General features: G+C 74.1%; 23 protein-coding genes. 17 read left to right on the plus strand and 6 right to left on the minus strand.

Features of this window, described 5'->3' with window-relative positions; genetic code table 11:
• Positions 1-93: 93 nt before the first annotated feature.
• The gene (locus LCD35_RS25960) at positions 94-1185 is read right to left on the minus strand and encodes an AraC family transcriptional regulator (protein ID WP_224955652.1); all 1092 of its coding nucleotides are present in this window, start codon (positions 1183-1185) and stop codon (positions 94-96) included.
• Between the two features lie 105 nt (positions 1186-1290).
• Between LCD35_RS25960 and LCD35_RS25965 the strand changes: the two genes are divergently transcribed.
• The 3 genes from LCD35_RS25965 (at position 1291) to LCD35_RS25975 (ending at position 9222) form a co-directional block, all read left to right on the plus strand.
• On the plus strand, positions 1291-3138 hold the full coding sequence (locus LCD35_RS25965) for a long-chain fatty acid--CoA ligase (protein WP_225045105.1): 1848 nt from the start codon (positions 1291-1293) through the stop codon (positions 3136-3138).
• A gap of 82 nt (positions 3139-3220) precedes the next feature.
• Positions 3221-5506 (plus strand): molybdopterin-dependent oxidoreductase, encoded by a 2286-nt coding sequence (locus LCD35_RS25970; protein ID WP_224966820.1) that lies wholly within the window; start codon positions 3221-3223, stop codon positions 5504-5506.
• A 425-nt stretch (positions 5507-5931) separates the two neighbouring features.
• Positions 5932-9222, plus strand: a complete 3291-nt coding sequence (locus LCD35_RS25975; protein WP_374108136.1) for an arabinosyltransferase domain-containing protein — start codon at positions 5932-5934, stop codon at positions 9220-9222.
• Positions 9223-9319: 97 nt separating this feature from the next.
• Here the strand turns inward: LCD35_RS25975 and LCD35_RS25980 are convergent, their stop codons facing one another.
• Complete coding sequence (locus LCD35_RS25980; RefSeq protein WP_224966819.1) at positions 9320-10462, minus strand: glycoside hydrolase family 25 protein; 1143 nt, start codon at positions 10460-10462, stop codon at positions 9320-9322.
• Positions 10463-10664: 202 nt separating this feature from the next.
• Here LCD35_RS25980 and LCD35_RS25985 point away from each other — a divergent pair, with 202 nt between their 5' ends.
• Positions 10665-11411 carry an SDR family oxidoreductase gene (locus LCD35_RS25985; protein ID WP_224966818.1) on the plus strand — a complete coding sequence of 249 codons (747 nt, stop codon included), beginning with the start codon at positions 10665-10667 and terminating at the stop codon, positions 11409-11411.
• Positions 11412-11616: 205 nt separating this feature from the next.
• On the opposite strand, the gene LCD35_RS25990 is transcribed toward LCD35_RS25985, so the two are convergent.
• The 3 genes from LCD35_RS25990 to LCD35_RS26000 all read right to left on the minus strand — a co-directional run bounded on the left by LCD35_RS25990 (position 11617) and on the right by LCD35_RS26000 (position 14051).
• Positions 11617-12513, minus strand: coding sequence for a MerR family transcriptional regulator (locus LCD35_RS25990; RefSeq protein ID WP_224966817.1), 897 nt, complete (start codon positions 12511-12513; stop codon positions 11617-11619).
• 213 nt (positions 12514-12726) lie between these two features.
• Positions 12727-13335, minus strand: coding sequence for a TetR/AcrR family transcriptional regulator (locus LCD35_RS25995; protein WP_224966816.1), 609 nt, complete (start codon positions 13333-13335; stop codon positions 12727-12729).
• Positions 13335-14051: a hypothetical protein gene (locus LCD35_RS26000; protein WP_224966815.1), complete on the minus strand. Its 717-nt coding sequence runs from the start codon at positions 14049-14051 to the stop codon at positions 13335-13337. The genes LCD35_RS25995 and LCD35_RS26000 overlap by 1 nt, the downstream gene beginning before the upstream one ends.
• Positions 14052-14168: 117 nt before the next feature.
• On the opposite strand from LCD35_RS26000, the gene LCD35_RS26005 reads away from it, so the two are divergent.
• The 4 genes from LCD35_RS26005 (at position 14169) to LCD35_RS26020 (ending at position 16888) form a co-directional block, all read left to right on the plus strand.
• Positions 14169-14453 (plus strand): hypothetical protein, encoded by a 285-nt coding sequence (locus tag LCD35_RS26005; protein ID WP_224966814.1) that lies wholly within the window; start codon positions 14169-14171, stop codon positions 14451-14453.
• Positions 14454-14808: 355 nt separating this feature from the next.
• Positions 14809-15261, plus strand: a complete 453-nt coding sequence (locus tag LCD35_RS26010) for an FHA domain-containing protein (protein ID WP_224955644.1) — start codon at positions 14809-14811, stop codon at positions 15259-15261.
• A gap of 177 nt (positions 15262-15438) precedes the next feature.
• Entirely contained in the window at positions 15439-15912 is a 474-nt protein-coding gene (locus tag LCD35_RS26015) for a hypothetical protein (RefSeq protein WP_224966813.1), read from the plus strand.
• Entirely contained in the window at positions 15905-16888 is a 984-nt protein-coding gene (locus LCD35_RS26020; protein ID WP_225045106.1) for an SRPBCC family protein, read from the plus strand. Before LCD35_RS26015 ends, LCD35_RS26020 begins: the two co-directional genes overlap by 8 nt.
• Before the next feature lie 8 nt (positions 16889-16896).
• Here the strand turns inward: LCD35_RS26020 and LCD35_RS26025 are convergent, their stop codons facing one another.
• Positions 16897-17502 carry a TetR/AcrR family transcriptional regulator gene (locus LCD35_RS26025; protein WP_224955641.1) on the minus strand — a complete coding sequence of 202 codons (606 nt, stop codon included), beginning with the start codon at positions 17500-17502 and terminating at the stop codon, positions 16897-16899.
• A gap of 96 nt (positions 17503-17598) precedes the next feature.
• Here LCD35_RS26025 and LCD35_RS26030 point away from each other — a divergent pair, with 96 nt between their 5' ends.
• Genes LCD35_RS26030 through LCD35_RS30595 form a run of 9 tightly spaced genes read left to right on the plus strand, consistent with a single transcriptional unit; the run spans position 17599 to position 26523 of the window.
• On the plus strand, positions 17599-18405 hold the full coding sequence (locus LCD35_RS26030; protein WP_224955640.1) for an ABC transporter permease: 807 nt from the start codon (positions 17599-17601) through the stop codon (positions 18403-18405).
• Positions 18405-19265 carry an ABC transporter permease gene (locus tag LCD35_RS26035; protein WP_225045107.1) on the plus strand — a complete coding sequence of 287 codons (861 nt, stop codon included), beginning with the start codon at positions 18405-18407 and terminating at the stop codon, positions 19263-19265. The genes LCD35_RS26030 and LCD35_RS26035 overlap by 1 nt, the downstream gene beginning before the upstream one ends.
• Positions 19265-20458 (plus strand): MCE family protein, encoded by a 1194-nt coding sequence (locus tag LCD35_RS26040; RefSeq protein WP_225045108.1) that lies wholly within the window; start codon positions 19265-19267, stop codon positions 20456-20458. The genes LCD35_RS26035 and LCD35_RS26040 overlap by 1 nt, the downstream gene beginning before the upstream one ends.
• The gene (locus tag LCD35_RS26045) at positions 20455-21456 is read left to right on the plus strand and encodes an MCE family protein (RefSeq protein ID WP_224955637.1); all 1002 of its coding nucleotides are present in this window, start codon (positions 20455-20457) and stop codon (positions 21454-21456) included. The genes LCD35_RS26040 and LCD35_RS26045 overlap by 4 nt, the downstream gene beginning before the upstream one ends.
• A complete protein-coding gene (locus tag LCD35_RS26050) occupies positions 21453-22451 on the plus strand; it encodes an MCE family protein (protein ID WP_224966809.1) in 999 nt (332 codons plus the stop codon). Before LCD35_RS26045 ends, LCD35_RS26050 begins: the two co-directional genes overlap by 4 nt.
• Positions 22448-23530, plus strand: coding sequence for an MCE family protein (locus LCD35_RS26055; protein ID WP_225045109.1), 1083 nt, complete (start codon positions 22448-22450; stop codon positions 23528-23530). Before LCD35_RS26050 ends, LCD35_RS26055 begins: the two co-directional genes overlap by 4 nt.
• On the plus strand, positions 23527-24570 hold the full coding sequence (locus tag LCD35_RS26060; protein WP_224969018.1) for an MCE family protein: 1044 nt from the start codon (positions 23527-23529) through the stop codon (positions 24568-24570). The genes LCD35_RS26055 and LCD35_RS26060 overlap by 4 nt, the downstream gene beginning before the upstream one ends.
• Entirely contained in the window at positions 24567-25994 is a 1428-nt protein-coding gene (locus LCD35_RS26065) for an MlaD family protein (protein ID WP_225045110.1), read from the plus strand. The genes LCD35_RS26060 and LCD35_RS26065 overlap by 4 nt, the downstream gene beginning before the upstream one ends.
• A complete protein-coding gene (locus tag LCD35_RS30595) occupies positions 25981-26523 on the plus strand; it encodes a VirB8/TrbF family protein (protein ID WP_225045111.1) in 543 nt (180 codons plus the stop codon). The genes LCD35_RS26065 and LCD35_RS30595 overlap by 14 nt, the downstream gene beginning before the upstream one ends.
• Positions 26524-26746 lie beyond the last annotated feature (223 nt).

Here is a 26746-nt window from a genome sequence, read left to right on the forward strand (position 1 = left end):
CGCGGGCGGGGGGGGGGGCGGGGGGGGCGGGGCCCCGGGGGGGGGGCCGCGGGCGGGGGGGGGGCCCCCCCCCCCCGGGGCCGGGTTCCCGGATCACCGGTCCGCGCCGCGCCGCCGCGCGTAGCTCATCGGCGTGGTCCCGGTCCAGCGCTTGAAGGCGTGGATGAAGCTGGCCGCCTCCGCGTAGCCGAGGCGGATCGCGATGTCGTCCACCGACAGCGCCCCGTCGCGCAGCATCCCCTCGGCCAGCGCGGCGCGGACCTCGTCGCGCACCGACTGGAAGCTGGTGCCCTCCGCGTTGAGCTTGCGGTGCAGGGTGCGCGCGGTGGTGTGCAGCTTGCGCGCCACGTCCTCCATGCCCAGCCGCACCCCGTCGGGGCCGAGCATCTGGTCCCGCACCTGCTTGGCGAACCCGGTGCGCTCCCGGCGGCCCGCGAGCAGGTCGCGGCACTGCGCCTCGCACATCGCCAGGGTCTGCTCGTTGGCCTGCGGCAGCGGGCGTCCCAGGAACGCCGGGTCGAGCACGATCACGTCATGCGGCTGGCCGAACTTCGGCACCACGCCGAAGAATTCGCCCAGCTCCGCGGTGTTCGGCTGCTCCGGCAGGCTCAACTCGATGCGCTGCACCGGGATCGGGGCGGGCAGCAGCTCCACCATGATGGTGTGGATCGCGGACAGGTCGCGCGCGATGAGGAAGTTCCGCACGTCCGCCGGGATCGCCGCCGCGTCCAGCTCGACGTGCAGCTCGTCACCGGCGAAGCGGACCCGCGGGATGCAGAACGCGAAGCTCAGCTCCAGGTACCGCAGTGCCACCGCCATGCCGTCCTGCACGGTGGGACTGCTGATGAACGCGAAGCCGAGGATGCCGTAGGCGGTGAGGTGGTACTGCAATCCGGCGCGCATGCCGAGGTCCGGCACGTCCGGCAGCGCGCGCACCAGGTTCCGCACGATCCGCAGCTCTTGGTGGGCGTCGACGGACAGGTCCGGATCCTCCAGTTCCGGTTCGGTGAGCCCGGTTCCGGCGAGCACCACGTCCGCGGGCACGGAGTGCTCGCCGGCGAACCTGGTGAGCAGCAGGGCGCTGATCGAGCTCCGGGGGAAGTCCCAGTCCTGCACGACCGGGTCGGGAACGGCCGCCGCGGGGGACGGGCCGGTGTTGTGATCTACGTCGCGACGATGCGGCATGTCCGGAAGTATCAATCACGTGACCGCGGAGGTCATAGCCCCCACCCCGTTCCGGCCTAACGTGATCGTGACGGACGACACTCCTACGCCAGGTGGAGGAAGAGCATGACCGCGACCGAGGTCGAAGCCGAACGAGCGGAGATCGAGGCGGCCATCGCCGGACGCACGGTCCCCGGACTGCTCGCGGACATCGCGCGGACCAGCCCGGACGCGCTCGCGTTCGCCACCGCCGAGCAGAGCTGGACCTGGTCCCAGGTGCACGGGCGGGCGTTGAGCATCGCCGCCGCGCTGCGTTCCCTCGGCGTGCTACCCGGTGATGTGGTGGGGCTGATGGCGAGCAACCGGCCGGAGCACATCCTGGCCGACCTGGGCGCGGCGACGCTCGGCGCGACCACCACCACGCTGTACGCGACGCTGGCGCCCGAGCAGATCCGGCACGTCGTGGTGGACTCCGGCGCGAAGGTCGCCGTCGTCGAAGGCGAGGACGCGTGGCGCCGCTGGTTGCCCGTGCTGGGGGAGCCGACCGAACTCGGCGTGGTCATCACCCTCGGCGAGGTAGGCGACGCGCGGCCGCACGGATTCGCCGGCCGGATCATGAGCTGGGACGAGCTGCTGGAACTGGGGGAGTCCATCGACGACGGCGAATTCCTGCCCGCCGACCCGGACGCGCAGGAGGAACGGGGGCCCGACCCGCACGACATCGCGGTGCTGATCTACACCTCCGGCACCACCGGCCCGTCCAAGGGCGTGGAGCTCAGCCACCGCGCGCTGCTCTACGAGGTGGAGGCGCTGGTGCGGGCCGCCGGGCTGCCCGAGCAGGTGGTGAGCCTGTCGTACCTGCCGCTGGCGCACATCGCCGAACGGGTGCTGTCGGTGTACCTGCCGCTGCGCTGCGGCGGGGAGACGCACTTCTGCCCCGAGATCAAGCAGTTGCCGCAACGGCTCGCGCAGGTGCGCCCGACGATCCTGTTCGGCGTCCCGCAGGTGTGGGACCGGTTGCGCACCGGCATCGAGAACCGGCTCGCCGAGCAGGACGGGGTGCGCGGCAAGCTCGGCGGCTGGGCGTTGCGCGCGGCGCTGACCGGTGCCGAACCGGACTCCACCGCCGCGGAGAAGCTGCTGGCGCGGCTGGCGCACCGCGCGGTGCTGCACCGCATCCCGGTGGCGCTGGGGCTGGACCGGTGCGCGGTGCGCGCGGTCGGTGCGGCCCCACTGCCGCCGGGCCTGGAGCGGTTCTTCGCCGGGCTCGGCATGGGGCTCACCGGGGTGTACGGCCTGTCCGAGACCTGCGGGGCCGCGGTGATGCACCACGCGGGTTCGCCGCGCAGGCCCGGCACCGTCGGCACCCCGATGCCCGGGGTGGAACTGCGGCTGACCCGCGAAGGGGAGGTGCTGGTGCGCGGCCCGCTGTGCACCTCCGGGTACCGCAACCTGCCCGAGGAGGATCGCGAACTGTTCACCATGGACGGTTTCCTGCGCACCGGTGACCTCGGCTCGCTGGACCCGGACGGGACGTTGCGGATCACCGGGCGGCAGAAGGAGATCATCATCACCGCCGGGGGCAAGAACATCAGCCCGGTGGTGGTGGAGTCGCTGCTGGTGGAGCACCCGCTGATCGAGCAGGCCCTGGTGCACGGCGACGGCAGGCCGTACCTGGTGGCGCTGCTGGCGCCGGACGTCGAGGCGCTGCGCGAGTGGGCCGTGGCGAACGAGCTGCCCGGCAACGCCCCGCGCGCGGAACTGCTGGGGGATCCGAAGCTGCGCGCGGAGATCGACGCCGCGGTCGCGGTGGCGAACACCCGGCTCGCGCGGATCGAGCAGGTCCGCGGCTGGGAGTTCGCGCCGACCGAGTGGACCGAGGACGGCGGCGAGCTCACCCCGACCCGCAAACTCCGCCGCGCGGTGGTGGTCAAGCACAACCAGGAGCACCTGGACGCCCTCTACCAGGGCTGACCGCGATTCCCGCGCGGGCACCGCCCCGCAGGGCCGGCACCGCGGCGCCCGCAGCGAGCCGGGCCCGCCTATGTTGGTCGGCATGACGTGGCTGGGCACGACTTCGCACTGGGGCGCCTACCTGGCGCGCCGCCGCGCGGACGGCGAGCTGGAAGTGGCGCCGCACCCCGCCGACCCGGCCCCGTCCGCGCTGCTCGGCAACGTCCCCGGCACCGCCCGGCACGAGACGCGGATCGCGCGGCCCGCGGTCCGGCGCGGCTGGCTGGAGCACGGGCCCGGCCCGTCGAGCGGGCGCGGCCGGGAGGAGTTCGTCGAGGTCGGCTGGGACACCGCGCTCGACCTGGTCGCCGCCGAACTCCGCCGCGTCCGCGAGCGGCACGGCGACCGGGCCGTGTTCGGCGGCTCCTACGGCTGGGCGAGCGCGGGCCGGTTCCACCACGCGCAGAGCCAGCTGCACCGGTTCCTCAACGCGACCGGCGGCTACACGTCCTCGCGGGGGACCTACAGCTTCGGCACCTCCGCGGTGCTGCTGCCGCATCTGGTGGGGGACGCGGATCCGCTGCTGCGCGGCGCCGACGGGTGGGACGTGATCCGGCGGCGCACCGACCTGGTGGTGGCGTTCGGCGGGCTGGCGCCGAAGAACGCCTCCGTCACCCCGGGCGGGGTGACCCGGCACGTCGGCTCGGCGGTGCTCGCCGACTGGGACGGGCCCGAACTGGCCGTGATCTCGCCGCTGGCCACCGACGTGCCGCCGGGCCGGCGCACCGAGTGGATCCGGGTGCGTCCGGCGACCGACGTGGCGCTGATGCTGGGGCTCGCGCACACGCTGCTCGTCGAGGGCCTGCACGACGCGGAGTTCCTGGACCGCTGCACCACCGGCTTCGACGAGTTCGCCCGCTACCTGCGCGGCGGCCCGGGACCGGAACGCGACGCGGACTGGGCGAGCGCGCTGTGCGGGATGCCCGCCGCGGACATCCGCGCCCTCGCCCGCCGGATGGCGGCCGGGCGCACCCTGGTCTCGGTGAGCTGGTCGTTGCAGCGCAGCGAGCACGGTGAACAGCCGGTGTGGGCGGGGCTGGTGCTGGCGGCGATGCTCGGCGGCATCGGCCTGCCCGGCGGCGGGTTCGGGCACGGCTACGGTTCCATCGGCGATGTCGGCGACACCGGCCCGCTGCTGCCGCTGCCCACGCTGCCGCAGGGCACCAATCCGGTGCCGGAGTTCATCCCGGTCGCCCGCATCGCCGACCTGCTGCTGCACCCCGGCGACGAGTTCGACTACGACGGCGGCCGGTACCGCTACCCGGACGTGCGGGCCGTGTACTGGGCCGGGGGCAACCCGTTCCACCACCACCAGGACCTCAACCGGCTGCGCCGCGCCTTCGCCCGGCCGGACACGGTGGTCGTGCACGAGCCGCACTGGACGGCCACCGCCCGGCACGCCGACGTGGTGCTGCCGGTCACCACGACCCTCGAACGGGAGGACATCGGCGCGGGGCGGCGGGACACGCACCTGATCGCGATGCGCCGGGTGCTGGAGCCGTTCCGGGAGGCGCGCGACGACCACGCGGTGTTCGCCGAGCTCGCCGCCCGCCTCGGCGTCCGCGCCGAGTTCACCGCCGGCCGCGGGACGCGGGAGTGGCTGGTGCACCTCTACGAGCGGTGGCGCGAGCGGCTGGCCGCGGACGGCCACCGGGTACCGCCGTTCGCGGAGTTCTGGGACGCGGGGGAGCTCGAACTGCCCGTGCCGCCGCGCACCACCCCGCTCGCCGAGTTCCGCGCCGATCCGGCAGGCAGCCCGCTGCCCACCCCGAGCGGGCGCATCGAGCTGTGCCCCGCGTCCATCGCGGCGGCCGGGCTGCCCGGCCACCCGGTGTGGCTCGAACCGTCCGACGGTCTCGCCGACGACCGGTTCCCGCTGCGGCTGATCGCGCACCAGCCGCGGAACCGGCTGCACGGCCAGGGCGATGTCGGCGCGGTCAGCCGCGCCGCGAAGATCGAGGGGCGGGAACCGGTGCGGCTGCACCCGGACGACGCGGCGGCCCGCGGCATCACCACGGGCGTGGTGGTCCGGGTGTTCAACGAGCGCGGTGCCTGCCTCGCCGGGGCGCTGATCAGCGACGAGGTGTCCCCCGGGGTCGCGGTGCTCGCCACCGGCGCCTGGTACGACCCGGTGGACGATCCGGCGCAGCCCGGCGGATCGTGGTGCGTGCACGGCAACCCGAACGTGCTCACCGCGGATCGCCCGACCTCGCCGCTGTCGCAGGGCTGCTCCGGGCAGCAGACCCGGGTGCAGGTCGAGCGCTGGACGGCCGAACCGCCGCGGCTGAGCTGCCACCGCCCGCCGCGGCTGGTACCGGGACCTCGCTGAGCGCCGCGCCGCGCCAGGTCCCGGGAACCCGCACCGCGTCCCGGATCCGGTGCGTCGAGCACAATCCGCGCCGCCGGTCGAGCTCGTCGAACCGCGCGACCGGGAATGCGATTAGCGGCGCGGAACTCGATGACGAACTCATCCGAATCCGGATTTCCGCTGGAACAACCCGATCGAGCGACACCGGTGGAACCGCCGGATTCTCCGCGCCGCGGGATCACCGGCCACCACCGCAGGTACCGGCCCGCTGACCGTCTGAACTGGACGTTCGGCCTCCCTTCGATAACCGAAGGATCACAGAACACTGAGAGGAACCTGAGTTCCGCCGCTCATTCCCTCAGCCGTGTCGTTAACCGGTGTGGCGACCCCAACACGGACGTTGATGCTGCGTCGTCGTGATGACCACGACCGCTATTCTCCGGGGCGTGCTCAATGCGGAGAAAGACGACACCGATCACGCGGAGGCGGAATCCGCGCCGTCCGCGGAACCGGCTCGGCCGCGCCCCGATCGGCGCCTCCGACGGCTGAAGCTGCTCGCGACGGTGCTCGGCGTGCTCGGCACGGTGCTGTCCCTCTCCGTCCCGTTCCTGCCGGTGCACCACGACATCACCACGCTGCGCTGGCCCACCGCCAGCGGCACCACCTCGGTCGCCGCTCCGCTGACCACCTTCGCGCCGGTGTGGCTGGACGCCGACATCCCCTGCGTCGCCGCCCGCAGCCTCGACGCGCGCACCGACGGTCCGGCGAACCTGCTGAGCACCAACCCGCCGAACTCCGACAACGGCAGGCTCACCGGGATGAGCCTGACCGTCGACCAGGGGCGGATCACCCTGCTGTCGAAGGGGCGGCAGGTCAACACGATGGCCATCCCCGACGGGGACTGCACGCTCGCGCTGCACAACGACGCCATCGGGTTCAAGGCCGGGTTCGGCGAGGACCGCTGGCTCACCAACATCGCCGGTGACCACCGGCCGCAGGTCACCGGCATCTACTCCGACCTCAACGCCCGCGCCGACGACGTCGCCGGACTGCGCTTCGAAGCCCGCGTGGACAACCGCTTCGAGAGCTCGCCGACCGCGCTGAAGATCGTCGTGAGCGCGCTGGCGATCCTGTCGTTCATCGGCGCCGTGCTCTGCCTGCGACGGCTGGACGCCCGCGCCGGGCGCCGCCCCCCGCGCTGGGTGCAGCCCGGGTGGTGGAAGCCGACCGCGCGGGACGTGGCGGTGCTCGGCTCGCTCGGCATCTGGTGGCTGATCGGGGCGATGAGCTCCGACGACGGCTACACCATGGCCATCGCGCGGGCGCGCGAATCCGCCGGGTACGTCAGCAACTACTACCGCTGGTTCGCCAACCCCGAAGCGCCGTGGGGCTGGTTCTACGAGGTCTACGCGCTGTGGGTGCAGGTCTCCACCGCGATCCCGTGGGTGCGGCTGCCCGCGCTGCTGATGGGCTGCGCGAGCTGGCTGCTGATCAGCCGCGAGGTGCTGCCGCGGCTCGGCCAGCAGGTGCGGCGCAGCAACGCCGCCGGGTGGGCCGCCGCCGCGGTGTTCCTCGCGTTCTGGCTGCCCTACAACAACGGGCTGCGCTCCGAGCCGGTCATCGTGGTGTTCTCGCTGCTCGCGCTGTGCGCCGTGGAGCGCGCCATCGCGACCAGCAGGCTGCTGCCCGCCGCGCTCGGCCTGGTGCTGGCCGCGCTCGCCGTCGGCGCCGGACCGCACGGCATCGTCGCGGTGCTGCCGTTCATCGCCGGCCTCAAACCGCTGATCAAGCTGGTGTGGCGGCGCGCGCGGGAGTTCGGCTGGCTGCCGGTGCTGGCCCCGATCTCCGCGTCCGGCTTCGTGATCCTGACCTGGCTGATCTGGGACCAGACCTGGCAGTCGATCATGGACGCGACCGAGCTGAAGATCGACCTGGGGCCCAGCGAGAAGTGGTACCAGGAGCTCAACCGCTACAACATGCTGTTCAGCCAGATCCCGGACGGTTCGCTCACGCGGCGGTTCCCGGTGTTGCTGGTGATGCTGTGCCTGGCGACCTGCGCGGTCGTGCTGCTGCGGCGCAACCGGATCCGCGGTGCCGCGCTCGGGCCGAGCAGGCGGCTGCTGGCGGTCGCGGCCATGTCGTTCGTGGCCCTGGCGCTCACCCAGACCAAGCACACCCACCACTTCGGGATCTTCGCCGCCGTCGGCGGGGCCGTCGCCGCGCTCACCGCGCTCGCCACCAGCACCACCGTGCTGCGCTCCCGGCGGAACCGGGCCGCGTTCTTCTCCGGGCTGATGGTGATCTCCGCGTTCTCCGCGACCGGGCCGAACGCCTGGTGGTACGTCTCCGGCTGGGGCGTGCCCTGGTACGACATGCCGCCCGCGGTCGACGGGCGCAACGCCAGCACCATCCTGCTGTCCGTCGCCGCCATCGCCGCCGTCGTCGCGCTCGTGGAGCACGTGCGCGGCGACCGCAGCCTCGCCCCGGAGAACGGGGTGGAGCACCGCAGCCGGGCGCTGCGGCTCGGCACGGCGCCGCTGTCGCTGATCTGCGCGCTGCTCATCCTCGGCGAGCTCGCCGCGTTCGGGAAGGCGATCCAGGAGCGCGAAGGTGGCTACAGCATGGGCGCCGACAACATCAAGCAGCTCACCCCCGGCGGCAGCTGCGGGCTCTCCGATTACGTGTACGTGGAGACCAACCCGCAGGCCGGGATGCTCAAGGTCTCCCGGGACCAGCCGACGAACCCGGCGCCCGCGTTCTCCCCGGACGTGCCGGTGCCGTCGAAGCGGCTCGAAGGGGAGGAGACCCCGGAGGAGTACCTCGGGGCGAAGCTCACCGGGTTCACCCGGGACGGCACCCCCGCCGCGCAGGGCGGGACCGCCGCCGACGAGTGGCGGCCGCCGTACCAGTTCGGCGGGGACAACGCCCCCGTCTGGGGCAGCTACACGCCGAAGGGCACCGGCGAGCTGCGCACCCAGTGGTACGACGTGCCGGAGCGCGCGGCGACCGGCGAGGTGCCGATCGTGCTCGCCATGGCCGGGATCGAAGGCGGCGCGAACTCGCTGGCCGTCGAGTTCGGCAAGGACACCCCGCAGGGCTTCCAGATCACCGCCCGGCGCTACCTGCTGCAGGCGGGTGGCCCGGCCTGGCGGGACCACCGGCTCGTCGTGGACGGTGATGCCCAGGGCACCACGAAGATGCGCGTCGTCGCCGTCGACCAGTCGGTGTCCCCGCGCGGCTGGCAGGCGGTCAGCGCCCCGCGCGCCCCGCAGCTGACGAACATGACCGACGTGGTCGGCGACAGCCCCGCCTACGTGGAGTGGCCCGCCACCCTGGTGCACCCGTGCCTGCAGATCTCCGGGCTGCACCACGGCATCGCCGAGATGCCGCGGTTCCGGGTCGCGGGTGGGGAGACCGTGCGGGCCACCGGCCAGGGCTGGTCCTCGCCGGACGCGGGCGGGCCGTTCGGCTGGCTCAACGTGGCCGCCAGCATGCGGGAACTGCCGACGTACCTGAAGAACGACCTCTACCGGGACTGGGGTTCGCTGTACGCGGTGGACCCGTACGAGCCGGGCGCGCTGCCCGCGGAATCCGCGATGCAGGTGCACGAGGAGACGCACTGGGGCGACTGGACCCCGGGACTCCTGCCGCGCACGGTGTCGCTGCCCGGGGACGTGCCGAGCTCGGACGACCGCAACGACATCCGGCCGCTCGACTCGGGTGACGACGACGAGTAGGGCTCGGGCACGGCGAACGGCCCACCACCCCGGGTATCGGGGAGGTGGGCCGTCGTCGTTCTCGCCGCCGCGCCACCCGACGGGCGCGGCGCGGAGATCACTGCGCCGGGGGCTGCTGGGCCGGGGCCTGCGGCGGCGGGCCCTGCGCCGGGATCTGCTGCGGCGCGGCCTGCCGGGCGGCGAGCTTGGTGGAGATCGCCAGCACCAGCGCCTCGGTGCGGGCCGGGTCGTCCGCCCCGAACACCTCGGTCACCGACTCGCGGATCGCCGGACCCGCGACCTCCGAGACCACCGGGCGCAACGCCTCCGCCACCGCCTGCGGATCACCCGTGGCACCGGCGTTGATCATCGCCGGGAGCTGGTACACCACCCCGTTGGTGTCCCGGATCGCGTCCACCGCGGGCACCTGGATGTGCTCGGCGCCGGGGACCCGCGACGGTCGCGGGCCCAGCAGCGCGTTGAACATGTGCACCAGCAGCCCGATGGCGGTGTGGTTGCCCGCTTCGGTTCCCCACCCCACGATCTGGCCCTGCGGTCCGCGCGGACCGAACAGCTCGTGGTGGATCTCGTTGAGCTTCTGCGCCTGTTCAGGAGTCAAGTCGTCCTCCGGGTTAGCTGAGCTGAGCAGCCCCGCGAGCTCTTCGCGGGTGCCGCGGAACGCGTTCGCGTCGACGGGCCGGTGCCCGGCGACGGTGGCGGAACTGGTGAACTGCAGCACCGCGACGCCGAGGCCGCCGTAGCCGCCCCACTGCGCGTCGTAGAAGTCCCGGTACCGCTCGTAGATCTCGCTGGCGTAGCCGCCCTCGTTGCTGGCGTAGCGCGAGTACCACAGCGGTGGTAGCCCGGCCAGCGACGGCGACCCGATCTGCTCCCAGTACCAGCGCGGCAGGTACAGCAGCGGCGACCGGTACCCGGCGGCCAGCAACCGGCCGATGATGTCGCGCGTCAGGTCGGCGCCGCCCCCGCCGTCCTCCACGTCCAGGATCACCGGGACGTCGGCGGGCACCGTGTTGATGATGTGCCCGGCCTGGGAAGCGGCGCTCGAGTCGGCGCGCTGGTAGTGGTAGGCGGCGGTGAGCAGCCCGGCGGCCCGCGCGTTGGCGAGGTTGGCGCCGAACCTGCTGTCGACGAAGGAACTCCCCTCGGTCGCTTTCAGGAAGGCGAAGTCGAACCCTTCGGCCCGCGTGCGGCCCAGGTCGAACGCGCCCTGGTGGTGGGAGATGTCGATGCCGTAGAGCACGGCCGGCCTCACCTCGCGTAGGTCGACGGCGGGTGGTGCGCGGAACTCGCCGTGGATGGTCGGGACGCTACTCACGGTAGCCGACCGGGAGCGCGGAAGTGGGTCATTGGGAAGAATCGGACCCCGAGGCCCGCTGTGCCACCGCGCGGCGCCGTTTCCTAGGGTTGGTCCGAGATCGGCTTCGAGCAGGGGAGATCGTGTGATGCAGACCGCCGTGGTGACCGGAGCCAGCAGCGGGATCGGCGCGGCGACCGCCCGCCGCCTGGCCGCCGACGGGTTCCACGTCGTGGTGGCCGCGCGCAGGCAGGACCGCCTGGCCGCGCTCGCCGAGGAGATCGGTGGCCGCGCGCTGCCGCTCGACGTCACCGACCGGGACTCGGTGGCCACCTTCGCCGCGGAGCTCGACGCCTGCGACGTGCTGCTCAACAACGCGGGCGGCGCCTGGGGATCCGACTCCGTCGAGGGCGGCGACCCCGCGGACTGGCAGCGCATGTACGAGGTCAACGTGCTCGGCACCCTGCACGTCACGCAGGCGCTGCTGCCGCTGCTGCGCGCCGGGGGTGGCGGCACCATCGTCAACCTCACCTCCACCGCCGCCTTCGTCAACTACGAGGGCGGGGCCGGGTACAGCGCCGCCAAGCACGGGCAGCACGCGCTCACCGAGACGCTGCGGCTGGAGCTCGCCGGGCAGCCGGTGCGGGTCATCGAGATCCAGCCCGGCATGGTGCACACCGACGAGTTCTCCCTCAACCGCTTCCGGGGCGACTCCGACAAGGCCGCCGCCGTGTACGCCGACGTGGACCGGCCGCTGACCGCCGAGGACGTCGCCGGGGTCATCGCGATGGCGGTGGCGCAGCCGCTGCACGTCAACATCGACCAGCTGGTGCTGCGGCCCCTCGCCCAAGCAGCCCAGCACAAGGTCCACCGAGGTCGGCTCTTCGAGGGGTGATCTTCCCGGCGTCACCTTGCATTGGTGGTGGGGTGGCGGAACCTCAGCGGGCCCCTCGCTGCGGGATCGTTTTCACAGGTGGCTCCGCCACATGAGAAAACGCTGTCCTCGCGAGGGGCCCACTGAGAACCCGCGGGTGGTCCGGCTGCGTACGTGGTCGCTGCTCAGCGGCTTCGCCGCTGACAGGACGGGCAAGACCTGGCGGTCAGGGCGTTGGGGAGTTCTGGGTGGCTAGGGCTGTGGCGAGTTCTGCGCAGCGGAGGCGGGCGGGGGAGAAGTCGTAGGGCATCTTGCCCATGGCTTCGAGCGCGCTCGTGGGGGTCGGGGTGCCGGTGGAGTCCTCGTCCTCGCCTTCGTCTGCCGGATGTTCGGCGTCCCAGGTGTCGAAGAGGGCGTCCTCGTCCTCGTCCAGGCCGGATTCCTCGATGGCGGCCTGCAGGGCGTTCTCGAAGGCGTGCCGCTCGGCGGCCACCCGGGCCACCCGCGGATCGTCGACGGCGACCCCGTCGTCCAACGCCTCCTCGGCGGCGTCGACGCGGTCGGAGGCCTCCCGCAGCGCGGGATCCGCGGCCAGCGCGAGGAAGCGGGTGGCCTGGACGGCAGCGCCGAGCGGGCCGAAGATCCGCTCGGTGACCAGCAGCGCGTCCAGGTCCTCCTGGCGAAGGGAGTCCTCGGGCAGGCCCGCCAGCCGTTCGGTGACGAAGTCGGAGAGCAGGCCCAGCCGGCTGCCTTCGGCGCGCATCCGCTGCACGGCGGCCCGTTGCCGCCGCAGCTCCGCCTCCTGCGCGGCGAGGGTCCCCGCCAGCTGCTCCAGGACGTCCGCGATCCCCTCCCCGCCGTCCGCACCGGCGGAGTCCTCCGCGCCCGTGGCGAAGGCGTCGCGGATGTCGTCCAGGGCGATCCCCGCGTCGGCCATCTTGCGGATCCACAGCAGGCGGATCATGTCCTCGTAGCCGTAGCGGCGGCGGTCGTCGCCGCCCCGCTCCGGCTCGGGCAGCAGGCCGATCTCGTGGTAGTGGCGGATCGCCCGCGGCGTGGTGCCGGCGAAGGCCGCCGCGTCGCCGATCTTGACCTGGCGGGGCGGGGTGAACGACGAATGCATGGTGCAGGGACCTTTCCGCGGGATTCGGGACGTGGTTCCACCGGACCACATGCCGCTGCGGCATGTGCAACCCCGCGCGCCGATGCCGGTGATCGCCGGGCCGTCCGTGGACGCTGCGGGCCGCAGGATCACGGCCGCGGATCGCCGCGACCGGGTTCGAGCCGCGAGTTCATCGCACCGCCGGCGCCCTCGGCGGCTTCGCCGCCGGGAGGATCAGCCGATCCGTTCCGCCGCGCCGAGGTAGCGGGCGAGGATGGTCCGGAGCGTGGGGAGTTCGGCCAGCGGGTCGAAGTCGCGGTCGATCCCGGCCCGGGAGAACAGCGCGTCGGTCAGGCCCAGCACCCAGTGCGCGGCCTGCGCGGGATCGACCTGGTCGTCGATCCGGCCCTGCTCCGCCGCCCGGGACAGCAGGGCCGCGATGCCCGCGCGCAGCTCGCGGTCGTTGCCCACGACCAGCTCGGCCAGCTCCGGGTCCCGCCCGGCCTGCGCGATCAGCTCCACCACCAGCCCCGCCGAGTCCGGATCGGCCAGCGGGCGCACCAGGTGGTCGACCAGCCCGAGCAGCCCCGCCCACGGGTCCGCGTCGGCCACGGCGAGCGCCAGCTGCTCGGCGTTGTCCCGGCCGTCCTGCTCGAAGATCGCCAGGAACACCGCGCGCTTGTTCGGGAAGTAGTGGAACAGGCTGCCGGAGCTGATCCCCGCCGCCGCGCAGATGTCCGCGGTCGTGGTGCGGTCGAAGCCCTTGCGCGCGAAGCAGCCGCCCGCCGCCTCGACGATGTTCCGGCGGCGGGCGGCGTAGCGGACCGGGTCGACGGTGCGCATCAGTCCTCGTCCCGCTGCGGACGCTTCCGCCAGTACTGCTGCTTCTTCTCGTCGCGCACCAGGTATCCGGCGCGGACCAGCGCGTCGCGCAACTTGTCGGTCTCGGCGTGGTGGCCCTTCTTCCGCGCGTGGGCGCGGGCCCGGAGCAGTGCGTCGGCGCGCGGGCCGACCTCCGGCGTGTCCGGGACCCACAGCTCGAACTCGCCCGCGTGCGGATCGGCGTCGAGCCACCGGTAGCCGTGCGCGCGGAACGCGGTGCGCAGCGCGCCCGCGGTGATGTCGGTGCGGGCCCTGGCCGGTTCGTCGCCCACCGCGTCCAGCAGCACCAGCGCGCCGTGGTCGAGCAGCGCCGCCGACACGCGCGAGCCGGGCACGGTGGAGACGTCGCGCAGCCCGCGGCGCAGCTCGATCTGCTCCGCGGACACCGAGACCCGGAGCCGGTCGCCGATCATCAGCGACAGGAACCCGAGTCCGGCGAGCACGCCGAGCCCGGCGACGCCCAGCGTGCCGTGCGGTTGCGGCAGCGAGGACACCAGCTCGAACACCCCCTGGAACGGCGCCCACGGCAGGCCGGCGATCCAGTCCGCCGCGAGCGCCAGCAGCCAGCCGAGCGCACCGCCCACCACCGGCAGGCCGATCGCGGATCCGTAGCGCAGCCACGCGGGCTCGACCGCGACCGCGGCCTTCCCGGGAACCGGGGGAGAGTGCGACGTCATGACCGGAATAGTAGAGCGAGCGCTCGGTTTAACTTCTGCGGGGCCTTCGAGTGGCGATCCCGGGGAGTTCCTTGTGCAATGGGCGCCATGACGACGTCGCGGTGGGTAACGACAGGGATGCTGCTCGTGTCCGTGCTGGGCATGGCGGGGGCGGCCGCGCCCGCGATCGCCGATCCCGGTGCCGAGCAGATCACCGTGACCGGCCGGGTGCAGGCGGGCGTGGAGCCGCGCTGCTTCCTGCTCCCCGGTCAAGGCCGTTCGCCGTACCTGCTGGTCGGCGGCGATCCGTCGGTGGTGAAACCCGGTGCGCACCTGGTGGTGCGCGGCCGGCCGGACCCCGGCGCGCCCACCACGTGCATGCAGGGGACCCCGCTGCACGTGAGCGAGGCGCACCCCGCTTAGGGCCGGACGAGGCGGTACTTCAGCGGGGAACGCCGGCGGGGGCCGGTCTGCCGTGGTCGGGGCGGCAGACCGGCCCCCTTTTCCCTGTCCCGGGGTCGCGGGCGCCGGGCTCCGAGCGGCTCGCCGGTGAACGGTCCGCTGCGCCGGACGCACCTCCGGTGAACCGGTGGGAGTGGCGCGGAGTGCCGATCCCGGTGCGGTGGGTCACCCGGCCGGACGCGGTGCGGGGTCGGCCGGTGACGCCGTGTGCCGGAGGACACGACGGGTTCGGGACCTAGGGCCCGGTCGCGGCCCGGGGATCCGGGGCCACAGTGGGAAATGCACGAGCTGAGTGGTCCGCGCAAGGAGAACTACGATGATCCGATCCCCGTTCGGCACCTACCGCCCCGGTACCGAGGCCCCGGCAGCCCGGGAAGCGGTTCCGACCCAGCAGGACGAGCGCGCCGTCGGCGTTCCCGCACCGCGAGCCGACGAAGCGGGTTCCGCCGCGGTGGCACCGCCGCGCCCCCGCACGGGGGTGGCGGCGCTGGTGATCTCCCGCGGCCCGGACCAGGGCGCGGTGTTCCCGCTGGAGCGGGACACCACGGTCCTCGGCAGGCACCGTGACTGCGACATCGTGCTCGGCGACGTGACCGTGTCGCGCTACCACACCGAGATCCGCCGCGACGGCGAGAACTTCGCCATCCAGGACGCCGGGTCGCTCAACGGCACCTACCTGAACCGGCAGGTGGTGGATCGGGCGGTGCTCGCCGATGGCGACGAGATCTGGGTGGGCAAGGTCCGGTTCACCTTCCACGCCGGCAGCTGATCCCGACGCTCCGGCGGCAGGTCCGGTCGACCCTGTCGTCGCAGGTCCCGGGGCGTAGCGTGGGCGGCAGCACCCGTCGCTCCCGAGCGGACCGGCGTGCACTCCGAGCATCTCGACGCCCTCGACCGGCATCCGGCGGCGGAGCATCCGCGGTCGCCTGTCGCTGGGAGGTCCACCATGAAATCTCGCATCGCAGCCGCGGTGGCCGTCGGCTACCTGCTGGGCCGCACGCGGAAGATGAAGCTGGCGATCGTGGTCGGCGGTCTGCTGGCGGGCAAGAAGTTGCCCACCGATCCCACCGAACTGCTCAAGCAGGGCCTGAGCTCGGTCAGCGGGTCGGAAGCGCTCACCGGTGACCTGCGGGCGCGGCTGGTCGACGCGGCCAAGACCGCGGCCGGCGCCGCGGCGTCCCGGCGGATCGACTCCTGGGGCGACGCGCTGACCGAACGGGCCGCCGGACTGCGGGGAGAGGGCGCGGCGGACCTCGAAGACGAAGCCCCGGCGGAACCGGCGGAGGCGGGTCGGCGCCCGCGCGGCGAGGACCCCGCCCGCAGCCGTCCGGGACCCCGTTCGCGCGGCGCCCGCCCGGCCGGCCGTCCCTCGCCGCGGCGCGGCGGCGACCGCTCGACGCGAGGTGAGGACGATGGCTGAGCAGCGGGACGACTCCGGCGGCGGTGCCGCGCGCGGACTTCCGTGGGAATTGCTGCGCGACGCGGTGCGCGACCTGCTGTCGGCGCTCGCGGAGCGCGCGGTGTCCGGGCTCGGCGAACGGGCGGAAGGACTCGTCGGCAGGCTCACCGACTACGCGCGGGACGACGAGGGCGGTGGCTCCGGCCTGCTGGCGGCGGTCACCGGCGGCGGGATCTCCGGCGCGGCCGGTGGGGACTCGGCGGGTGGGGGAGGCTCCGGCGGCGGCGGTGGCGGCGGCAGCTCGGCGAAGGTCGTCAACATCGTCGAGCAGTGCGACGTCGGCCTGCCGCTGCGGGTGGCCTACGACCAGTGGACCCGCTTCGAGGACTTCCCGAGCTTCACCTGCAAGGTCGAGAGCGTCCAGCAGGAGTCCGACGAGGAGCTCGACTGGCGGGCGCAGATCTTCCTGTCGCACCGCAGCTGGCGCTCCACCATCCAGGAGCAGGTGCCCGACAGCCGGATCGTGTGGCACTCGACCGGGTCGAAGGGGTCGGTGGACGGCACGGTGACCTTCCACGAGCTCGGCCCGACGCTGACCCGCATCCTGCTCGTCCTCGAGTACCACCCGCAGGGTTTCTTCGAGAAGACGGCGAACCTGTGGCGGGCGCAGGGCCGCCGGGCGCGCTCGGACTTCAAGCACGTGCAGCGGCACCTGATGACGCGCACCGTGCTGGAGCAGGACGAGGTCGAGGGCTGGCGCGGCGAGATCCGGGACGGCGAGGTGGTCCGCAGCCACGAGGACGCCGTGGCGCAGGAGCAGGGCGAGTCCGCGGACGACGACGGATCCGCGGACGACGACGGCGGGTCCGCCCGGCGGGAGGACGGCGACGACGAGGAGCTCGCCGACGAGATCGGGCAGGACCGCTCCGGCGAGGCCCCCGCGGAGCCCGAGCCGGTGCGCAGGCCGCGCGGCGTGCGCCCGGTGCGGCGCCGGTAGGTCCCGCGTCAGACGGCGGAGTTCTGCTGCGCCAGCCGGGCGAAGTGCTCGTTGAAGATGCGCCGCGCCCGCCTGCGCAGCTGGTCGCGGGTGGACAGGTCCGAACCCGCCAGCAGACCGGTGCCGACCACCAGGGTGCCCAGCACGCTGATCTCGTGCGGCAGGTCCAGGCCGTCGGGCAGTTCCCCGTCGGCCACCGCCTCGGTGAGGTGGCGGCGCAGCAGCGAACGCCACACCTGGTAGCCCGCGCCGAAACCGCCCGCCGGGTCGTCCGGCTGGTGCGACCACAGCGCCAGCCACACCCGCCAGCAGGTGAGCCGTTCCTCGTCCACCGGCAGCAGTCCCTGGGTGGCGCGCTGCACCGCGTCCAGCCCGCGCCGGTCGCCGACGGCCGCCACGACGCGCTCCGCGGCGATCGCGCCGTTGAACCGCAGGGCCGCGCCGATCAGCTCGGCCTTGTCCTCGAAGTAGTGCGTGACCGAGCCGGTGGAGACCTCGGCCTCGGCGGCCACCGCGCGCACGGTGGTGGCGGTGAGACCGCGCTCGGCGAGCAGCCGCCGCGCCGCCGCCACGATGTGCTCGCGCGCCTTCGGGTCGCGGATCCTCTTGGCCACGGCGGTTCCTCCCCAGGAAGACGAAACACTTGTTCCGTAACGCATGCTACGCAACACTCGTTCTAGTGGTGCGACGCACTGCGGAGGGAGCCGACGATGGCCCTGGAGACACCGCCCGCCCGGGGGCCGGTCGCGGACGCGGCCGCGCAGGCGGGTCTGCTGGTGGTGTTCGCCGCGCGCACCGCGCGCGCCGGGGTGCGGGCGGTGCTGGGCCGGCGGCTGGCCTGGCGGGAATGCCTGGAGCAGTGCTGGTTCCTCGCCGCGGTGAGCGCGCTGCCCGCGGTGCTGATGACGATCCCGTTAGGCGTGCTGGTGGCGGTGAACATCGGTTCGCTGGCCGGGCAGCTCGGCGCCGAGGGCTACGCGGGCGCGGTGGTCGCGTTCGTGGTGGTGGGCCAGGCCGCGCCGCTGGTGTGCGCGCTGATGATCTCCGGGGTGGGTGGTTCGGCGATCTGCGCCGACCTCGGCTCGCGCAAGCTGCGCGAGGAGACCGAGGCCATGGAGGTCATGGGCCTGTCCACGGTGGAACGGCTGGTGGTGCCCAGGGTGCTCGCCGCGGTCGTGGTGACGGTGCTGCTCAACGGCGTGGTGATGGCCGTCGGGATCGGCGCGACGCTGTTCGTGCACGTGCTGCTCGGCGGTTCCTCCGGCGGGTTCCTCGCGACGCTGACCGCCTACTCCGACCCGGGCGGGTTCCTGGTCGCCGAGGTGAAGGCCGGGGTGTTCGCGGTGCTGGCCGCGCTGGTCTCGGCGTTCAAGGGGCTCACCGCCCGCGGCGGCCCCAGCGGGCTCGGCGACGCGGTGAACGAGGCCGTGGTGATGGCGTTCGTGCTGGTGTTCGTGGCGAACACGGTGCTCACCGAGCTGCACCCGCTGCTGCTCCCGCCGAAGGGCGAGTTCTGATGGCCGGTCCGCTGGTCCGCGCGGTGCGGCGCGGTTCCGTCCGGCGGTGGCGCGGGCTGGGCGACCTGTTGGTCGCGTTCGGGGTGCAGGCCACCTTCCACGTCCGGGCCGTGCTGGCGGTGCCGCGGGTGCTGGTGCACTACCGCAGGCACGTGGCGCGGCAGGTCGCGGAGATCAGCTTCGGCTCGGCGTCGCTGTTCGCCGGGGGCGGCACCATCGGCGTGATCTTCGCGATGTCCTTCGTGGCCAGCACCCAGGTGGGGCTGGAGGGCTACCGGGGGCTCGACCTGATCGGCCTGACGCCGATGTCCGGGCTGATGTCGGCGATGGTGAACACCCGGGAGCTGGCGCCGCTGGTCGCGGGCGTGGCGCTGGCGGCGAAGGTCGGCACCGGGTTCACCGCGCAGCTCGGCGCGATGCGGATCTCCGACGAGATCGACGCGCTGGAGTCGATGGCGGTGCGCTCGCTGCCGTTCCTGGTCAGCACCCGGATGGCGGCGGCGTTCATCTCGGTGGTCCCGCTGTACCTGGTGGGCCTGTTCGCCTCCTACCTCGCGCCCCGGGGCGCGGTGGTCGTGGTGCAGGGGCAGTCCGGGGGCACCTACGACTTCTACTTCCAGCTGCTGCTGAGCCCGTCGGACGTGGCGCTGTCGCTGGCGAAGGCGGTGGTGTTCGCGATGGTGGTGACGCTGGTGCACTGCTTCTACGGCTACTACGCCACCGGAGGCCCGGAAGGCGTCGGCCGCGCCGCCGGGCGGGCGCTGCGGGCGAGCATCGTGGCGATCACCTTCACCGACATGGTGCTGACCCTGCTGTTCTGGGGCCTGAGCCCCAGCCTCCCCGCGCTGGGGGTGCGCTGATGGTGGACCTGTCCCGCGGCGGGGTGGGCCGGAGCGCGCTGGCGGTGCGCGGTCTCGGCGGGGTGCTGCTGGTGCTGGCCGCGGTGGTGCTCGCGGTCCTCGGTGGTGCGGGGGCGTTCCGGCAGGCGCCGCTGGTGCACGCGAGCGTGCCCGCAGCGGCCGGACCGGTGCGGGAGGGGTCCGCGGTGCGCTACCGCGGGGTGGTGGTCGGCGAGCTCGCCGAGATGGTGCCGGACGCCGCCGGTGCGCGGCTGGTGCTGCGGATGGATCCCGCCGCGCTCGCCGCAGTCCCGGCCGCGGTGCGGGTGCGAGTGCTGCCGAAGACGCTGTTCGGCGACCAGTACGTGGAGCTCGCCGCGCCGGACGCCACCGGGCCCCGGCTGGCGGCGGGCGACCGGGTCGAAGCCGACGCGGGGCCGGAGGCGGTGCGCATCTACGCGGCCTACACCCGGATGTTCGCGCTGCTGGACTCGCTGCGGCCCGCCGAGCTGCAGGTGGCGCTGGGGACCGTGGCCGACGCGCTGCGCGGCCGCGGCGCCGAGCTCGGCGAGACGATCGACGGGCTGCACGAGCTGACCGGGCGGATCGACCCGGCCCGCACCGCCGGCCGGATCGGCGAGGTCGCGGGGCTCGCCGACCAGCTCGCGGACGCGGCCCCGGACCTGCTGGCCACCGTCGACGACGCGGTGGCGCTGTCCCGGGCTGTGGTGGCGCAGCGGGAGAACCTGACCGAACTGCTCGACGCGGGCGCCGAGCTCACCGAGCGGTCGCAGCGGTTCCTGGACGAGAACGGGGCGCGCGCCGTGCGGGTGGTGCGCACCGCGGAACCGGTCTCGGCGGTGCTCGGCGGGAACGCGGATGGGATCACCGCGACGCTGCACGAGCTGCGGGAGTTCACCGCGAACGCGAGCCGCACCTTCGTCGACGGGCGCTTCCAGATCCGCGCGCCGGTGACGCTGGACGACCCGTACCCGTACGACGCGGCGGACTGCCCGCGCTACCCGGGGCTGGACGGGCCGGGCTGCCAGGCACCGGCCGCGGCCGGGGGAGCGGTCGGCCCGGTCGGATCCGCCGCGGAGAAGGCCGCGCTGCGGGAGGCGTTCCCCGTCGAGTCCACATCGGACGGTGGGCCGGAGCTGGTCGGTCTGCTGGCAGGCCCGGTGCTGCGCGGCACGCAGGTGGTGCTGCCATGAGGCTCGCCGCCACCGCCGCCAAGTTCACCGCCTTCGCCCTGGTCGCCGTGCTGTGCGCGGTGCTGGTGGTCAACACGCTGAACCACCCGCTGGGTGGCGCCACCCGCGCCTACCGCGCCGAGTTCACCGACGCCCAGGGCGTGCGGACGGGCAGCGAGGTCCGCATCGCCGGGGTCCGCGTCGGCGCCGTCACCGGCGTGCGGCTGCGGGACGGGACCGCCGTGGTGGACTTCGACGTCCTCGCCGAGCAGCCGCTGCCCGCCGACACCCGCGCCGCCGTCCGCTACGCAGACCTGCTCGGCGGCCGGTACCTGGCCCTCGACTCCACCGCGCGCGGCGGGCCGGAACTCCCCGCCGGGGCCACGATCCCGCTGGAGCGGACCCGCCCCGCCTTGGAGCTCACCGCGCTGATGAACGGGTTCCGGCCGCTGTTCGACGCGCTCGACCCGCGGCAGGCGAACCGCCTCGCGCACCAGCTGATCGCGGTGTTCCAAGGCGAAGCCGGCACCCTCACCGGGTTGCTGGAGCGGGTGGTGTCGGTGACCGCCGGGCTCGCCGAGCGGGACCAGGTCGTCGGCGAGGTGCTGGGCAACCTGAACGCGGTGCTGCACACCACCGGCGAGCACCGCGCCGAGCTGCACGCGCTCATCGGCAGGCTCGGCGACCTGGCCTCGGCGGTCGTCGCGGACCGGGAGCGCATCGCCGGGGCCCTCGACGCGGGCGGGGCACTGGCGAACTCGGTGCGCGGCTCGATGGGCCGGATCACCCCTGGCCTGACCCGCGACGTGGACGCGCTCGGCGAGCTGTCCCGCGGCTGGGTCGCCGAGCAGCACCGGTTCGACACCGCCGTGCAGGGGCTGCCGGAGCTGGTGACCCGGTTGAACCGGACGCTGGACCACGGCAGCTGGGTCAACATCTACGTCTGCAACCTGCGGTTGTCGGTCGCCGGGGCGCAGGTCGACCTCGGCGGCGGCCCGCACTCGGAGGTGTGCCGATGAGGCGGCGATCGGCGTGGCGGGACGATCCGCTCGTCACCGGCGGGGCGGGCATCCTGGTGCTGCTGCTCGTGCTGGGCGGCGTGATCGCGGTGCCGCAGCTGTCGTTCCTGTGGCGGACCCGGGAGTACACCGCCGAATTCGCCAACGCCGCCGGGCTGACCGCCGACGCCCAGGTGCACGTGGCCGGGGTGCCCGCCGGCCGGGTCACCGGGCTGGAGCTCGCCGGGGACCGGGTGCGGGTGGTGTTCCGGCTGGACGCGGGGCAGCGGCTCGGTACCGCCACCTCCGCCTCGGTGCGGCTGGCGACCGTGATGGGCGCCCGCTACCTGGCCGTCGAACCGGCCGGCGCGGGGCGGATCGACGCCGGGGCGGTGATCCCGCTCGACCGCACCCGGGTGCCGTACAGCCTCGACGAGCTCGGCGCCGCCGCCACCGGCATCGCCGAGGAGCTGGACCTGGGTGCGCTGCGCGAGATGATGCGCACCGCGGGCGAGGCGATGCCGGACGACCCGGAGCTGGTGGGCCGCGCGCTGGACGGGATCGCCGGGGCCGCGGCGCTCGTCGACCGGCACGACGAGCAGCTCGACGCGCTCCTCGACGGCGCGCGCGGCACCACCGACGCGCTGGTGCGCCAGCAGGACGTGCTGGTGCGGCTGCTCGGCGACGCCGACCTGGTCGTGCGCACCCTCACCGAACGCCGGGACGTGGTGCTGCGGCTCATCGACGACGTGGACGCGCTCAGCGCCCGGCTCGACGAGTTCCTCGGCGCGAACTCCGCCAAGCTCGGGCCGTTGCTGGGCGACCTGCGGGAGATCACCGCCGCGCTGCACCGCGACGAGCAGGCCATCGCCACCACCATCGCCACCCTCGGGCCCGCCGGAAGATCGCTGGCCAACGCCACCGGCAACGGCAGCTGGGGCGACGTCGCCGGGCCCGCCGGGCCGCTGCCGGACAACCTGCTGTGCCTGGCCGGACTGCTGGAGGGGTGCCGATGAGCCGGACGACCCGCGCGATCGCCCTCGGCTGCACCGCCGCGCTGCTGCTGGTCGGCGGCTGGTACGCGCTGCTGCGGCCCGAACCGGCGCGCGTCGTGTCCGCCGACTTCGCCACCGTCGACGGCATCTACCCGGGCAGCGCGGTGCAGGTGCTGGGCGTGCCGGTCGGGCTCGTCGAGGACGTGTCGCCGCGCGGGCCGGTGGTGCGGGTGCGGATGCGGATCCGCCCGGACGTGCCGGTGCCCGCCGACGCGCACGCCTACGTGCTGAGCCCGCAGCTGATCAGCGACCGGTTCGTCGAACTCGGCCCCGGGTACACCGGTGGGCCCCGGCTCGCCGACGACGGCGTGATCCCCGCCGCACGCGCGCACGCGCCGATCCGCTGGGACGAACTGATGTCGTCGCTGGACACCGTGCTCACCGCGCTCGGTCCGGACGGGCTCGACGAGCAGGGCGACCTCGGTGCGCTGCTGCACCGGGCGGCGACGGCGGCCGACGGCAACGGGCCGAAGCTGCGCAGCGCGATCGACCGGCTCGCCGGGGCCACCGGGGTGCTGGCGGGGGACGGGGAGCGGATCGGGGCGCTGATCGGGAACCTGGATTCGCTGGTGCGCGCGCTGTCCGCGCATCGGTCCACAGTGGAATCACTGGCGGCCGGGGTGCGGCAGGCGGGTGCGGACTACGACGCCGAACGGCTGCACCTCGACGAGACCGTCGGCAGGCTGACCCGCGCGCTCGCCGAAGCCGACGCGCTGGTCCGCGAGCACGGCGACGACCTCACCGGCAGCGTGCACGACCTCGCGGGCACCACCGGCCAGGTCGCCGCGCAGCGCGAGCAGCTCGCCGAACTGCTCACCCAGCTGCCGCTGGTGTTCGGCAACTTCAGCCGCGCCATCACCGACGACGAACGGCTGCGCATCCGGCTGAACATCTCCACCTCCCTCGACCAGTTCCCGGCCACCGCCCGGTTGTGCGAGCGGATCCCGGTGCCGCTGTGCTCCGCGCCCGGCCTGGTCAACCCGATCCCGTTCCCGCCGGAGCTGGACCCGCTGCACGCCCTGCCCGGAGGTGGCCGATGAGCACCGCCAGGCTGTTGCCGCTGCTGCTGGGCGTCGCGCTGCTGACCGGCGGCTGCGGGCTGAGCCTGCACGAGCTGCCGACCGGGGGGAGCGGCGGAACCCGGATCTCCGCCGTGTTCGAGGACGTCTCCGAGCTGCCCGTCGGCGGCGCTGTGCGGATCGGGCAGGACACCGTCGGCCAGGTGCGCGCGCTGTCCACCGAGGACTTCACCGCGGTCGCGGTGCTGGAGCTGCGGCCCGGGCTGCGGCTGCCCGCGGACACCGCCGCGCGCCTGGAGCTGACCTCCGCGCTGGGCGAGCAGTTCGTGGTGCTCGAACCGCCCGCGCGACCGGCCACCACCGAGCCGCTCGCCGACGGCGCCACCATCCCGCTGGACCGCACCGCCCGCGGCCCGGACCTGGAGAACACCCTCGCCGCCCTCGGCACCGTGCTCGGCGGCAGCGGGCTCGACCAGGCCCGCACCATCGTCACCGAGCTCGACACCGCGCTCGGCGGGCGCGAAGCGGAGGTGCGGGACCTGCTGCACCGGCTGGACGCCCTGCTGTCCGAAGTGGACTCGCACCGCGCGGAGTTCGACACCGCCCTCGACTCGCTGCACCGGCTCTCCGCCGAGACCGCGGCGCACACCCCGCTGCTGGAGGCCGCGCTGCACGACCTCACCCCGGCCGTGGACGTGCTGCTGGGGCAGCGGGAGCGGTTCGACCGGCTGCTCACCGGTGTCACCGAACTCGGCCGCAGCGGCGACGGCATCGTGCGCGAAGCCGGGCCCGCGTTCGCCGCGCAGCTCGACGCGCTGCGGCCGGTGCTGGACTCGCTGGCCTGGTTCAACGGCGACCTCGCCGACACGCTCACCTCGCTGCGCACGTTCCAGCAGCGGCTGGGCAGCGCCATCCCCGGCGACTACCTGAACCTGGACGGCACCCTCGACGTCTCCGGCAGCCTGCTGCCGCTGCTGACCGGGCGGCCGCCACCGGTGCCCGGGCCGGCGCTCGTACCGCCCGGATCCGCCGCCGACCTGCTGACCGGAGGCACCCGATGAGCCGCGCCGTGCTGATCCAGCTCGTCCTGTTCCTCGTCATCGGGCTCGGCTGCGCCGCGTTCGTGCTCGACACCGCGCTCGGCCCGCGCGCCCTCGGCACGCCCGTGCGGGTAGCGGTGCGGATGCCGGACGCGGCGGGCCTCGCCGCCTCCTCCCAGGTCACCTACCGCGGCGTGCGCACCGGCACCGTCGAGTCCGTCCGGCTCGACCCCGGCGGCGACGGCGTCACGGTGCGGCTGCTGCTGGACCCGGGCAGCCGCGTCCCGGCCGACACCACCGCGCGGATCAGCATGGACACCCCGATGGCCGTGCAGCACCTCGACCTGCGGCCCGGCACCGGCGCCCCGCCGTACCTGCGCGACGGCGACGTGATCGGCGCCGAGCGCACCAGCACCCCGCTGCCGCTGGAGACCCTGCTGGTGCGCGCCACCGACCTCGCCGAGAGCATCGACCCGCACGACGTGCGGGTGCTGTCCGAGGCCGCCGCCGAGCTCGACGGCACCGCCCCGCAGCTGCGGCGCATCCTGGACGGCACCCGCGACCTCACCCGGCTCGCGGTGGAACGGGAACCGCAGCTGGCGAACCTCGCCGAGCAGGGGCCCGCACTGCTGGACCAGGCCGACGGGCTGCCCGAGCTCGCGGCCTCGGTGCGGGAGCTGGCCGACCAGGCGCGCGCGCAGGAACCGGCGCTGCGCCACCTCGCCGAGACCGCGCCCGGCACCACCCGGGCCGCGGCCGACCTGCTCGCGCGCGGCGAGCGGGACGCGAGCGCGCTGCTCGGCAACCTGCTCACCACCGGGGAAGTGCTCGGCGCCCACTTGCCCGCGCTGCGCGAGACGATGACCGCGCTGCCGCGGGGGCTGTCCGACCTGGCGAGCATCGTGCACGGCGACGTCGCCGACTTCTACCTCGTCGCCGCCCAGGGGCCCGCCTGCTACTACGGCACCGAACGGCGTCCCCCGACCGACACCGCCCCGCGCGCACCGCGGCTCGACTGGAGCTGCGCGCCGGGGCCGGGCCTCGAACAGCGCGGCGCCGACAGCGCGCCGCGCCCCCGGACACCGGCCGCCGAGCCGGTGCGGCCCCCCGCGCCGGGGGCCCCCCCCCCCCCCCCCCCCCCCCCCCCCCCCCCCCGCCCCCGCGCCCGGGCGGCGGCCCCCCGCGGGCGCCGCCCCCCCCCGCCACCGCGGAGCCGAGCGCGGGCGGCGGGGTGCTGGGACCACGGCCGTGGTCCTCGATCATGTTCCAGGGAGTGCGATGAGCGGCGAGACGGCGACCGGCCAGGACGGGACCGGACGGATGCAGGAGCACAACGCGGAGCCCGTCGTGGAGTCCACCGCGGAGTCGACTGCGGGCTCCGCGGCGGAGCCCGCCGTGGAATCGGCTGGGGAATCGGCTGCGGAGCCGATCGTGGAGTCCACTGAGGACACCACCGCGGCCGGTGCGGCGAGCGGCACCCCGGAACCCGCGCGGCGACGGCGGCCCGGCGGCCGGGCGGTCCTCGCCGCCGCGGTCGTCCTGCTGCTGCTCGGCGGCCTCGCCACCACCGGCTGGCTGCTGCACCGGCGTGCCACCGAGGACGCCGCCCGCGCCGGCGCGCTCGCCGCGGGTCGCGAGTACGCGCTGGCGCTGACCACCTACGACCACCAGGACCTGGCCGGGAACTTCGACCGCGTCGCGCAGCACTCCTCGCCCGCGTTCGCGCGGCAGTACCAGGAGGTCAGCGACGGGCTCACCCAACTCATCCAGCAGTACCAGGCCACCTCGAAGGGCGAGGTGCTGCACGCGGGCGTCGCCGAATCGAGCACGGACCGCGCGGTGCTGCTGCTGTTCGTCGACCAGACGATCACCAACACCAACAGCCCCGAACCGCGGGTCGACCGCACCCGGATGCGCCTGACGCTGGTGCACTCAGGAGACCAGTGGTTCATCGACGACGTCCAGCTGATCTGACCGCTTGTTGTCCCTCAGCTCGTTTTGCGTAGCACTGAGGTGGCGGAACCTCAGCGGCTTCCTCGCTGCCCGCTTTTCGGTGCGGCCGCGATTTCTGATGTATGTCCGGCACACGGCGAAATCGCTGTCCTCGCGAGGAAGCCGCTGAGAACCCGCGGGTGGTCCGGTTGCTTTGGTGGTCGCTGCTCAGCGGCTTCGCCGCTGACAGGAAAAACCGCAGATC

Source organism: Saccharopolyspora sp. 6V (genome assembly GCF_020176785.1).
Classification (GTDB): Bacteria; Actinomycetota; Actinomycetes; order Mycobacteriales; family Pseudonocardiaceae; genus Saccharopolyspora_C; species Saccharopolyspora_C gregorii.